Raw genomic sequence first — 11,853 nt, 5'->3', positions numbered from 1 at the left:
CAGGCATCTGCTTCGTTGCCGCTCCTCGACGATGCACTGGGGCATCGACTGCGTCGCGGCACCTCGCATCTGCCTGCCCGGCGCTCGCGCCATATGTCATCATATTTATGGGAAGGGACACTAAGGCACGAGATTGTATTTTAACTGGTATTCGCGAATCTTATCCAGGTTCAGTCCCAGCTTTTCGAGATAGGCATTATCGATTTCAATGCCTTTGCTCAGGGCCTGAGTGGCTTGAATCGATTGCTGGTCTTTTGCGACGATGTCAAAGCTTACTTTCCCCATGGTGTCCCGGGACGGAATCAATCCTGATGCGACCAGCTCTTCCGGCTCAGCCTTTTCGAGGCAGCGCAGTTCGCTCGCAATCTTTATCATCGGAGAATTGCATTCCACGCACCTGTAAATCCCGTCCAGAACTCCTGCCTCTCTCGCCATGATCCGCATGCAGATATTATAGTCACGAGCCAGGAAAGTTCGCGTTAAAAACGGCCGCGGTGGAATTTCCAAAAACCCCATGTCCTCTGCCGTCATGACTGCAGGCAGAACAGAGGGAAAGCCCGGTTCTTCCGACCAGCAATGCATTGCGATACTGTTGAAACTTTTCACCATACCAGATTTCTTCCAGTCTTTTTTCGCACACGTTTCCCATGCCGACATCACCATAAAAATCGGCACAGCACAAAACAGCTTCGCCTTCCGCCGTGATATTCAAGCCTGTCGAAGGTCTGAAACAATTCCCCTGACTTCGCTGCGATCGGAGTTGCGAAATGTTTCCGCCCCGATTCTCCCATTGATATCCGTATCTTCTCTCCTTTAATGTGACTTGCTCGGAAATTTTAAACTGACTCACCTTTCGGAATGTTCTGTCATCGTAAATACTGATTGTGAGATGATCGAGTCCACATTTCAGCAAGCGGTCTATTTTGGATTGATCCAAAAAATCTCCGTTGCTGGTGATGGCCTGATGGCAATTCGGAATCTGTTGTTTGGTCAGTTCCAGGATCTCATAAATCCTTTCATCCAATAATGGTTCGTTAATACGATACCAGCTGACCCTGCCGCCGTAGTTTAAGTCTTTCAAATTGGCGATAATTTTTACAATGGCCGGCCAGGGCATCTGAACGGTGTTCCTCCCGTCGGATTTGTCCTGTCCGTACATACAGAACCAGCACCTTCGATTGCAGGCGGCCAACGTTTCGACCATGATCGCCTGAAACAAGGGAGTGTTCTGCATAAATCAATAATTGAGGATCAGGTCTTTCAACTTTTGATAGGAGTTTTTTAGGATAAACAGATTTAGATTGTCCTTGAATCTTCCTGTCGCAGCCAGGCGTACTCGCCGAATGAAATTTTCCGGTGTAAAAGGATCGGCAAGAAGCGCCTCATTGCAGATTTGCCAGTTCCCGCAATTTTTTGAGCAAACTAAGTTACAATCCATGGCAGAAGCTTCGAACAGGATGTTCGGGGCCGCGTCGAAAACGGAAGGGGAGACGACAGCTTTCGCTCTTCCCATCAATGAATGAATCTCTTCCCGATTCGTGATTAAGCCGTGCGCCTTTGCACAGGGCAGCTCTTCAGCGAGTTCTCCGACTACGTGAATGGAGAGATTGGGACACGCGAATGCAACTTGTTTGAGCAGCTCGAAATTCTTTTCTGGTCTGCTCCAGTCATTGGCAATAAAAAGCAAATCGATGTCGCGCTGATTGAAAGGCAATTTGTATCTCAAATATCGTGACGCTTCCTGCAATACCCAATCCGAATACCAGACAACTTCCTCATGAAGCTTCCCGTTCAAAAATGGGAAGAAATTCCGATATAACGAAAGCATGATTTCGGAATGAACAACCACTAGATCCGAACAACGCACCGTTTCTTGTTCGATGAACGATGTGTCCGTTGCATCTGCTGGTGGGTTGTAAAAATCGCGAAGGGATAAGAAACTCTTTATTCTTCGCTGCCGGATATACGTCTTCAGCCGTTCGCTACCGGAAGGTAGAAAAATGAGCGGGATTTGCGGAGCAGCGCGTTTTAAAAGAAAGGCGGCGCGCCACATCTTGCCCACGATGACATCCGGCGAAAGCTGATTCAGCAGCCGGGCGAGATCCAAAGGCATTGAATCCAAAGTCAATGGTCCCTCGATGATACAGTTGTATACGTTCGGCAGTTTTTGAGGATTCCCCAAAGATTCACCGAACTTTTGTTGAAAGAACTCAGTCAGGGAATCAGGAATGATGTTTACGAAAGAAACGTTCATTCCTTCTTGCTGCATCATTTCAAACAGGCGATAGCCTTCCGTCGCAGGCCCACCCCATCCCGGAACATAAATGCTGCCGATCGTTATCTTCTTATGCAATTTTAATTACCAGTTGAGATCTTGCTCATACCCTGCACGGATGAGCTCTTTTCCGCTGATTTTCTTGTAGACCTGCTTCTCAGAGTCTGACATATGCGTCTTCCATTTGTGCGGAAAGCCTGGGTCGTATTCTGTAAACCGTTCCACATTGGCATTGTTTTTAATAATTTTCAAGAATTGCTCTGCTGCCATTTTCGCCAGGCCGGAATCAAGGAAATGCAGGATTCGATCGACGCACTTTTCCGGTTCGGCCATTATTTCTTCGAAACACACAATCAGGAATTGATTCGAGTCAAAGTCCTGTTGATCGAAGCAAATATTTACGCTTTCACCCCAGGTTTTTGCTACGTCCTGTAATATGGCAGCTGCTTTCCATGCTGGATCATGCCTGGAAAGTTCCCGATGGGAAAGCCAGACATCCCTTCCGTCCCGAAGACAATAAATGATTTTCGCGTTCGGGAAGCAGTATTTTATCAGTGGCAAACTTAGTTCCTGTGACGGAGTTCGTTCCACAAAGAAGCGTTTGTTCTCGCGCCGCGTGAAAGCGCCGTAGTATTCATTTACAAATTTCTTGATCAGTTCGTACAGAAACAACGTGTCCTTGTGAAAAGAGTAGATGCCCCGTTCTTTGTTTCGTGTTTCGGAATACTGCATCATCTCGAAGAAATGCCGGAACAATCTTGTCTGATGGCCTCCTGCAATTTCCGGATGTGCTTTCAATATGTTGTTGACGACGGTCGTTCCGGAACGGGAATGACCGGCGATAAAAATCGCGTTTCGTTCGATCATTCAAATCAACTTTACCCGGCACGAAGGTCCTTGACAATTGAAATCTTTGTCGGGAGCCGGCGGGGTTAATAAATCGCCAGACGCCGCGCCACTTCATCCGCGCTTCCTGATATGATTTCCAAAAGTCCGATGCAAAGGCAAGGACATTGGTCGAGTTTTTGAGGCAAAACGATGCCCAAAATGATATTCGGATGTGATAAAGTGCCCGGCTATGGAGGAACGAACAGCGCAGCATACAATCTGTTCAATTTATTGCAAAGAGATGGCTTCGACATCGCATACATCAATCTGATCGACAAGCAGGATTCGGATTTCTATCGCTACATGTACGGCAAAAATTATGGAAATCCGCGCGCCTTAAAAAATGTTTTTAACTGCCATCTGCAAAGCCCTATTTATTTCCGGCATCCTGAACTGACCGGTATGATTTCGGCTCTGAAACCTGACTTGATGGTTGGGTTCGGCTTCAGGGCGGCGCTCTTGATGAAGAGAGCGTCTCGGGAAACAAAAATGATTTTTTTTGCGACAGACTGCCAGCAGATGAAAGACGCGCTCGTGAGCAACAAAGCAAGAAATTATATCAGCCACAAGAAGCTCCTGATGAACTCTTGGAAACGTCCGAAAATTCTCTGCAGAGAAGAGAGGGAGGCTGTTGAAATTGCGGACCTGATTGTTACGCATTCAGATAGTGCGCTATTTCTTTACCAGAAATATTTTCCTTTTCATGAGGGCAAGATTTATTCCGAGCCAATCTGGTTTGCCGAATGGATCCATGGTGAAGCACTCCAATACTCGCATCAGAACAAGCCTTTCGCTGAAAGAGAAGTGGATGCACTCTTCGGTGCGAGTTGTTGGGAGCGCGTGGAGAAGAATTACAACATGGTTCGGGAGATTGTCGGAAAAGCCGAGGCCATGAGAATCCATGTTGTCGGTGAAAGAGAGGAAGAAATTGCCGGCGCGGTGCATCATGGTTTGATTCGCGATCGAGAAAAATTTTTCACTCTGATGGGGAACAGCAAAGCGGTTATATGTCCTTCCCTTTTCGATGCTGCTCCCGGGATCCTTTTTGAAGCTTCGGCTCTCGGATGCAATGTGGTTGCCTCCGAAAACTGTGGCAACTCACATCTCTGCAATGAGAGTCTAATCGTGAATAAATTTTCATCGTGTGGATTCATAGAAAAGATGGATCTTGCTGTTTCGAAACCATTCAAAGACAACGTTCATCAATTCCTTGCCAACGGCTCCTACAAGAATTTCAAAGAAACGGTATTGGCATTCTGTTGATATGTCTGAGCTTACGATTTGCATGCCTGTTTCGAGGCGCAGAAGACATTTTCGCGAGGCTTTGGAGAGCGTTTTCTTACAAAACGATGTTGATTTTGAATTCATCGTCACTGCGCCGGAAACAATCGAACTGCCGGACGACCCTCGGATTTCGCAGATCGTCTGTGACAGAAAGTCTGCTCTAACTCAAGCATTCCGTTCCAGCACCGCCACCTTTTTTGCGATTGTAGGTGCAAACGACATTCTGTTACCCGGAGCGTTCCGTAAATTATTAAACGCTTTTGGAGACTGGCGCGATGCAGGCATGCTCCATTGTTGCTTTTTCTTGATTGACGGAAGCGGAAGCGCTTCGAAAGAAAGTTACAGGCGTTTGCGAGATTTTTTTGAGTTACAGAACACGCCCGGGTTTGATCTGAGGCGCGAGTTGATCGTTCGCGGGCTCTTTATGAGCAATTTTCGTGTTTTTCGAAGGGCGGCGATTAACACCTGCGGGGGATTCGATCCACAAATGGCGGATCCCGAGTACGATCTGACGCTCAAAATTGCGGACCGTTTCGCAATCCGTCAGGTTCCACAGTATTTGTACTGCCGGCGAAAAAAGAATGTCCATTCTCGCTGGAATAATTTTCGAGCGTGGCGCACGAGAGCCGCAAACGTGATGTACCTCAGAAGAACAAAAAAGGTGCAATTTCTGATGGACTGGAAATATTCAGCGATTCTGTCAATGCTGCTGGCCAGTTTCAGGAAAGCACGGAAGTTCGATCCGGTACTTGGTAGTAGCCATCCCCCTTTCCGACGAAGTTTGCGCCTGCAGGAGCATCTCATTGCTTTCTTTGATGCGTGTTACTACTCCGTTTTTAGCTCCTCATTTTGGTCGCGGCTCGCCCGGATTTCGTCAAAAAAACAGATTACGTCTGAAAAAGATTCGATTGCTTATTATCTGTGGCGCTTTCCAGTCCTCAGTCAGACTTTTATTCACCGCGAGCTGGATGCGCTCAGGAGATCGGGCGTACGGGTGGTCATCGTCGCTGAAGGGGCAGAGAGCGCGGAAAATGCCGATGCAAAGGCGAGGTATTTTTTGCAGGATACCTGTTACGTGAATCACAAGGATCATGCGCTGGTCTCCGCCTACCGGAAATATTTTTGGCGCACAAAACCTTTCACATGTTTTAAGATTCTGCTTTTTCTGATAACGCATCACTACGCGAGATTCAAGAGTTTACATAAGGATCGCAAAGTGTTTATGAAGGCGCTCTGTCTTGCAGGCGCATTAAAGGAGCAAAACGTCCGTCGCATTCACGCGCCGTGGGGAGATGAAACAGCGCTGGTCGCGCTTCTGGCTTCGCGGCTCCTCGATTTGGGTTACTCTGTGCAAGTTCGAGCTCACGAATTGTACAGGTCCCACTACCAATATGGTCTAAAAGAGAAGTTGGTAAATGCGGATTTTGTGATTACAAATACGGTTTACAACCAGTTGCATCTGAAGCCTCTTGCCAATGGTAATAGTAGAGTGCTTCAGATATACAACGGCGTGGACTTGCAGAACTTTTGTCCTCCTGAGGACCGCCCACACCAGAATCCGGTGAGGATTGTTTGCACAGCCCGGCTGATCGAACAAAAGGGGATCGAATATCTTCTGAAATCTTGCAGCAAACTGAAGGAGGCCGGATGTCGCTTTCGCTGTCAGATTCTGGGGGGCCCGGAGCTATCGATGTATGCGAATTATTATTTGATGTTAAAAAAAATGCACGTTCAGCTGGCGCTCGAAGAAACGGTTGTTTTTGCCGGCGAACTTCCTTTCGAAGCAGTTCTGGATAGCTATAGGACGGCCGATCTGTTCGTCCTACCGTCCGTCATTGCGTCAGATGGAAGCCGCGATATCATTCCAAATGTTTTGCTCGAAGCAATGGCGATGAAGCTAGCGGTGATTTCTACGCATGTGGGGGGCATCTCAGAAATCGTTGAGGACGGCATTAGCGGACTCCTTGTTCCCCCAGCCGATGAGATTGCCCTCACGAAAGCGATTGCTCGTTTGATAGACGATCCGCTATTGAGAAAAAAGCTCGGAGAGAACGCACGGAAACGAGTGGAACAGCAGTTTGACATTCTAAAGAATATCGCTGAATATCTTCGCGCTTTCAGCAGCAAATAATAATGCCTGCAAGAGCAGGCGTTACAAACTTCGTACAAGAAGCTGTGTCTTTCGGCATGCTGATTGACGCATCTTCGCTGTTTGACTAAACTTACCACTTTATCCTATGGCTGTAGGAAAAATTTAATCGGAGGGCGGCCGTCCCTGGCCGCCATCGGCGGGCACGGAGGCCCACCCTCCGGAACGATTGTGATTCGGCATGTCTGAAGTAATCCAATGGCAACCACTCTCGGGAAATGTCGCCATTTTCCGTTTAAAAAGTCACAAAGGCGAACGATTTCCCGATTATCAAGCGGGCCAGAACATTGTTCTTTCCCGTTCCGGTGTTTCCATGATTTTTTCCATTGCATCTGCGCCTTATCAGACGAAACAACGCGGCTACCTTGAGTTTTTTGTGAACCGCGAAAATGAGTTTCTGGAAGGAGAGAATATACAGCACGCGGATCGGGCAGTCGGAGACTTTACTCTGGACCGCACCAAAAATTTTGTGAATGTTGTATTTGTCGCAACCGGAACTGGTGTAGCGCCTTTCGTATCGATGGTTCGCGAACTTTCCCATCGTGGATCCAGCGTTGTTCGCTACACATTAATTCACGGAAGCCGTAAATTTGAGGAATTGGGATATTATAAGGAACTGTCAGAACTAGCAGCCGCGGGGAATATCGATTTCCTGTACGTTCCTACTGTAAGCCGTCCGAATGCCGGCGCCTGGAATCATACAGCGATTGGCAAGGGGAGAGCAGGGAACTTATTGCGCCATTTACTGCGTTTGCCGTTAAAAGGCGAAGCTGTGTTGCCTGCTTCGTTGTTGAATAGGGATTTTCGTGAACGTTTCCGTAACCGCTCAACAATCATTCTGGCTTGCGGCAGTCATGCATCAGTTGCGGATGTGAAATCTGTGGCAATGGAGACAGGGATCAGGTTTGAGAAAGAGGATTGGTAAATTTCAATGACTAAATTGCATCGTAGGGATCTGAAACAAGATGAAGTCCGGACAAAAGTTGCGGAGGCGGTGAAGTCTGTCTCACTTCACGGACGCGAAGTGCTTTACATTATTATCATAGTGATCGCAGTTGCTGCGATCGCGTTTTCGTGGTTCTTTTACGAAAAAAGGCAACAGGAAGCAAGTCAGAATCTTCTGGGCCAGGGGCTTGAAAAGTTCAATTCTCCCGTCGGACCACAGACCGATCCGAATACGCCCAAACCTGTTTACAATTTCAACTCCGATGCGGAGAAGTATAGCGCGGCGGCAAAGGATTTCGAGAAAGTCATCGCAGATTACGGAAACACTCCAGCCGCTGATATGGCCCGATACCTTGCCGGTGTTTGTTATTTTTATATGAAAGACTTTGCAAAGTCCGAACAAAACCTCAAACAGAGCACAAAAATTTCCGATAGGAATTTGCTGTATTATCAGTCGCGTATGGCCCTGGCCGACCTTTACAGCAAAACAAACAAACCAGATCAGGCAATCACATCTTTGAAGGAAGCACTCAAACCGAATAAACCTCAGGTTCCGGTAGAATATTTGTGGCTGCAATTGGCAGAAACTTACGAAAAGGCCGGTAAGAAGAAAGATGCCAGAGAAACGTATCAAAAAATTGTGAACGAATACAAGGATTCCGCAGTAAGTTTTGAAGCGCAACAAAAGTTGAATCAGGTACAATAGAAGCGATGGAGTATCCTCCGGTCTATCAGGGAACCATTGAAGAGATTCGCGTACCGGAGATCATTAATAATCTTTCACGCCGCAAAGAAACTGGAACACTCTACCTTAAACGTCAGCACTTAGAAAAAATTCTTTACTTTGAAGAAGGCAAAATTGTTTTTGCCGCATCCAATGATCCGGATGAGCGGCTGGGTGTGCTGCTTTTACGGCAAAATAAAGTCACGTACCGGCAGCTTGAGGAATGCGCTCCCAAAGTAGATTCCAGCAAAAGACTCGGAACTGTCTTCGTACTGGATGGAATCATTCAGCCGAACGACCTTTATCAGGCGGTCATCGATCAAATCAAGGAAATCGTTTACGGAGCCTTTGATTGGGATAACGGGAAATTCGATTTTCATCCCGGACCTCTGTCTCAAAAAGAAGTGATCACTTTGAATCTTTCGGCTCCCGATCTCATCATGAATGGAATGCAACGTGTCTGGCGCTGGTCCTGGGTTCGGCAAGCCCTTCCTGCATTAGATATCGTGTATCGCAAACGGGAAGGGTGGACGCCGGTTGTGCGAAAGATGACACTCACGCGCGAAATGGAAGCGATTCTTGATCTTTTCGATCGTCCCAGAACTCTGGAAGAAGTATTGCAAATTTCCACGTTGAGCAATTTTGAAACTTGCCGCCTGATGTGGACTTTCATGATTCTCGGAATCATCGAAGAAATTCTCGTTGCGCCAACCTGGACCGCTGAACCTGAGGGTATTCCCACTCTTGTAATAACTCAGTCCACCCAGGAAATGCCTGCTGAACCAAAAACGGTTCCTGTTGAAATGCCGGTGGTCCCCGAAGGACCCACTTTGAAAATGGAAATGCGGGAGCAGCCCGCAGAAGGAGAGCAAATACTTCCTTTTGAAGTAGAAGTTGAGATTGAAGAACCGGCGCCCGCCGCCGCAAAAGAAGAAGAGCCACCCATCGAGAGACAAGCACCGCCTGCAAAAGAACAAGCGCCTCCCGCGGAAGAACAGCTCCCTGCTGTTCAAGAGCCGGCGCCACACGTTAAAGAGTCCCTCTCTACGGCTGAAGGTGCCTCACAGGCTACTGAGAAAGCTCAAGCAGGTACGCTTCCATCCGATGACCTCGAAGAACTTCTACTGGAGCCTGTTCCTTTTTCGGAACTTTCCTTTTCAGATTTGTCGGAGCTAACGGAAACAGAAAAGGCCGTCGAACGCGTTGTGAAGGAAGAATCTCCTGCTCTCCAGGCATGGGAAACGGAAATTCAACCTCAGCTAAAAGAGTTTAATGAACTCCATCGCTACATTTTTGAAATGGTCACTCTTGAGCAGGCAAATGTAACCAACACTTTTCTTTCGAAAGCATTCAAGAAAGCTTCTGTGAAATTTCCGTTGGTGTTTGAGGGCGTATCTATGAATGAGTTCGGTGAGTTCGCTGAACCGGTGTTGCTTGCGAATATCCAGGGGAACCTCGTTCAGGATTATCAGACAGCGCTGGATTTTTTGATCAACGAAGAGCGATCGATGATCAATTTGTTCCTGGAAATGAAGCGGGCCACTGCCATTGAAAATGGAGTGAAACGCATCCTGGAACGTCGCAATCGAGCTTTGACTTGAGCTACCAGAACCTGGAACTGACAAAACCTGCAGACCAGGTTTTACAAGTCCTGCTAAACCGGCCAAGGCAATTCAATGCACTCAACCAGACAACGATTCAAGAGTTGCTTCATGCATTACAGCAATTTGAAGACTCGACCGATGAGTTCCTGATCCTCACCGGCGCGGGACGCGCCTTTTGTTTCGGGGCGGATTTTACCGAACTTGAAAATCGGGAGCAATTGCCTCATCTTTTAGATCATTTTCAACGCTTGATTTCACAACTCTATGACTGTTCTAAAATTACGGTTGCCTGTTTAAATGGTTTTGCAACCGGCGCCGGACTCGATCTTGCGTTGGCCTGCGACTTTCGCATCGCAGCGGAAAAAATCAAATTGGGCGAAGCATACGTTTCCATGGGACTTGTTCCTGACGGCGGCGGATCCTTTTATTTGTCCCGGTTAATTGGAACCGGCAGAGCGCTGGAAATGCTGTTGACAGGAGAAGCAATCTCAGCAGAAAGGGCATGTGAAATAGGACTCCTTCATCGTGTGTGTCCTGCAAATGAGATCCTCGCTTCAACACTGAAGTTTCTCGGAGAATTATCTGCCAAACCAAAACTGGCAAGACAACTCATCAAGAAACTTGTGAAGAATCCATCAACGAATCTTAACGAAGCGCTCAATCAAGAAAGAGAAGCGCAGTTATTATGCTTTCAGGACAGCGATCATCAAAGAATCGCTGAAGAATTTTTAAGGAGATCGGGAGATAAAAGAAAAAGATAAGGAGATGTTTTAGATTTCCACAAACCGGTCCGTGTACCGGTAATTCATTGTGAGAGTCAGTAGAAAAGCTTCTAACTCCAGTAAGTAGGTCTGTTCTTTTGCAGGATTGATAAAGATGCCGGTGATCTGAGCGCGTTCCGCTAAATACCGGATCAGTCCTCGAATCAAATTAACGGAGGTTCCTGTCCAGTAGTGTACGAGATTCTGCAAAATCATACGGTGATTCATGATGAATTCACCTGCCGGACGAAAATGATCTTCCTTTTTTGTTTCGAATATCTCGCGCAAATCCCCATCCAAATAAGCTCCTAACTGGGAAACGATTTTCGGATATTCGCGGCTGTGATGCCGCTCATAAAATTCAAGAATCGTGAATTTAAGATCAGATACCGGATGAGCTTCACGATCTTCCATGAGTTCAGCCACCCGAGGTTGTTGCTGACCTATTTCTTTTGCTATCCGTTCCACATATTCGAGTTTCTTGAGAGCATCCCAGCCCTCATATTGCTTCTTCCAGTCCAGGCCAGGAGTTAGCCAGACCGCAAAAGTCTCCGCAAAATCCTCATCCGGATGCTTTTGCGCATACCACCCCTTGCTGTATTTGACGTACTTTTTGCTCAAGGGATTCGGCTTGTAATCCTCAATGTACGGCCGGCTGTACGGTCCAAAAATCGTGTGCCATTCATCAGTTTTGTAAAGCTCATAAGCGTAATTGAAGGCATGCCCGGCTTCGTGACGAAGATACATGATGATTTCCTCTTCATTCTCGAGGTTATCCGTATATTCTTCTTCGATCCGGCTCAATTTCTTGTCCGCAAGGTAAAAGGGAATTCCAACGATCGGGATACCATCAGGACAACCCCATTCGTCCGAAAGATAACACTTCGGACGAAAAACCAGCCCCTTTTCCTCCATTTCCTGGTACAGCTGCTGGATCTTGCTCTCTAAAATCGTCCCCTCGATCTTTAAGGGCAGTTCGGAGATTTTCTGGGCGAGAACCTGGGCCCGCTCCTCTTCCCAGGATTTGGCGCGAGTCGCTTCCTTTTCTTCAAAAACAGTGTCCATATGCTGCGGTGTTAGCAATATTAATGAAATATCCCCCCAAAGGCAATCCAAATTTCTAATCTATTAGATGGTACTCTGTAGTGGTTTTGTCGTCGGTATCTCGACGATCCTGCGGCTATAAAAAAATACTTGACACCATTGTTACCAGAGCGTAATAT

General features: G+C 47.1%; 11 protein-coding genes. 6 read left to right on the top strand and 5 right to left on the bottom strand.

What is annotated here, in order from left to right:
* Positions 1 to 120: 120 nt before the first annotated feature.
* Genes L0156_23090 through L0156_23075 form a run of 4 tightly spaced genes read right to left on the bottom strand, consistent with a single transcriptional unit; the run spans position 121 to position 3,142 of the window.
* Positions 121 to 444: a hypothetical protein gene (locus tag L0156_23090; GenBank protein ID MCI0605882.1), complete on the bottom strand. Its 324-nt coding sequence runs from the start codon at positions 442 to 444 to the stop codon at positions 121 to 123.
* A gap of 13 nt (positions 445 to 457) precedes the next feature.
* A complete protein-coding gene (locus L0156_23085) occupies positions 458 to 1,234 on the bottom strand; it encodes a radical SAM protein (GenBank protein ID MCI0605881.1) in 777 nt (258 codons plus the stop codon).
* A 3-nt stretch (positions 1,235 to 1,237) separates the two neighbouring features.
* On the bottom strand, positions 1,238 to 2,353 hold the full coding sequence (locus L0156_23080) for a hypothetical protein (protein ID MCI0605880.1): 1,116 nt from the start codon (positions 2,351 to 2,353) through the stop codon (positions 1,238 to 1,240).
* Positions 2,354 to 2,359: 6 nt separating this feature from the next.
* A complete protein-coding gene (locus tag L0156_23075; GenBank protein MCI0605879.1) occupies positions 2,360 to 3,142 on the bottom strand; it encodes a sulfotransferase in 783 nt (260 codons plus the stop codon).
* Positions 3,143 to 3,313: 171 nt separating this feature from the next.
* Between L0156_23075 and L0156_23070 the strand changes: the two genes are divergently transcribed.
* From L0156_23070 to L0156_23045, 6 genes are all read left to right on the top strand, one after another.
* Positions 3,314 to 4,426: a hypothetical protein gene (locus tag L0156_23070; protein MCI0605878.1), complete on the top strand. Its 1,113-nt coding sequence runs from the start codon at positions 3,314 to 3,316 to the stop codon at positions 4,424 to 4,426.
* A 1-nt stretch (position 4,427) separates the two neighbouring features.
* The gene (locus L0156_23065) at positions 4,428 to 6,578 is read left to right on the top strand and encodes a glycosyltransferase (protein MCI0605877.1); all 2,151 of its coding nucleotides are present in this window, start codon (positions 4,428 to 4,430) and stop codon (positions 6,576 to 6,578) included.
* A 199-nt stretch (positions 6,579 to 6,777) separates the two neighbouring features.
* Complete coding sequence (locus L0156_23060) at positions 6,778 to 7,521, top strand: hypothetical protein (GenBank protein ID MCI0605876.1); 744 nt, start codon at positions 6,778 to 6,780, stop codon at positions 7,519 to 7,521.
* Positions 7,522 to 7,527: 6 nt separating this feature from the next.
* Positions 7,528 to 8,247, top strand: coding sequence for a tetratricopeptide repeat protein (locus tag L0156_23055; GenBank protein ID MCI0605875.1), 720 nt, complete (start codon positions 7,528 to 7,530; stop codon positions 8,245 to 8,247).
* A 5-nt stretch (positions 8,248 to 8,252) separates the two neighbouring features.
* On the top strand, positions 8,253 to 9,866 hold the full coding sequence (locus tag L0156_23050) for a DUF4388 domain-containing protein (protein ID MCI0605874.1): 1,614 nt from the start codon (positions 8,253 to 8,255) through the stop codon (positions 9,864 to 9,866).
* Positions 9,863 to 10,630, top strand: coding sequence for an enoyl-CoA hydratase/isomerase family protein (locus tag L0156_23045; protein MCI0605873.1), 768 nt, complete (start codon positions 9,863 to 9,865; stop codon positions 10,628 to 10,630). The genes L0156_23050 and L0156_23045 overlap by 4 nt, the downstream gene beginning before the upstream one ends.
* Positions 10,631 to 10,639: 9 nt before the next feature.
* Here the strand turns inward: L0156_23045 and L0156_23040 are convergent, their stop codons facing one another.
* Positions 10,640 to 11,695: a hypothetical protein gene (locus L0156_23040; protein ID MCI0605872.1), complete on the bottom strand. Its 1,056-nt coding sequence runs from the start codon at positions 11,693 to 11,695 to the stop codon at positions 10,640 to 10,642.
* Positions 11,696 to 11,853 lie beyond the last annotated feature (158 nt).

This window comes from bacterium, assembly GCA_022616075.1.
Taxonomy (GTDB): domain Bacteria; phylum Acidobacteriota; class HRBIN11; order JAKEFK01; family JAKEFK01; genus JAKEFK01.
This window is presented reverse-complemented; position numbering and strand designations above follow the sequence as displayed.

Bases quoted from the DNA above. Each gene is read 5' to 3' on its own strand.
- L0156_23090 (MCI0605882.1), bottom strand. From the start codon at position 444: ATGCGGATCATGGCGAGAGAGGCAGGAGTTCTGGACGGGATTTACAGG.
- L0156_23085 (MCI0605881.1), bottom strand. From the start codon at position 1,234: ATGCAGAACACTCCCTTGTTTCAGGCGATCATGGTCGAAACGTTGGCC.
- L0156_23075 (MCI0605879.1), bottom strand. From the start codon at position 3,142: ATGATCGAACGAAACGCGATTTTTATCGCCGGTCATTCCCGTTCCGGA.
- L0156_23070 (MCI0605878.1), top strand. From the start codon at position 3,314: ATGCCCAAAATGATATTCGGATGTGATAAAGTGCCCGGCTATGGAGGA.
- L0156_23065 (MCI0605877.1), top strand. From the start codon at position 4,428: ATGTCTGAGCTTACGATTTGCATGCCTGTTTCGAGGCGCAGAAGACAT.
- L0156_23060 (MCI0605876.1), top strand. From the start codon at position 6,778: ATGTCTGAAGTAATCCAATGGCAACCACTCTCGGGAAATGTCGCCATT.
- L0156_23055 (MCI0605875.1), top strand. From the start codon at position 7,528: ATGACTAAATTGCATCGTAGGGATCTGAAACAAGATGAAGTCCGGACA.
- L0156_23050 (MCI0605874.1), top strand. From the start codon at position 8,253: ATGGAGTATCCTCCGGTCTATCAGGGAACCATTGAAGAGATTCGCGTA.
- L0156_23040 (MCI0605872.1), bottom strand. From the start codon at position 11,695: ATGGACACTGTTTTTGAAGAAAAGGAAGCGACTCGCGCCAAATCCTGG.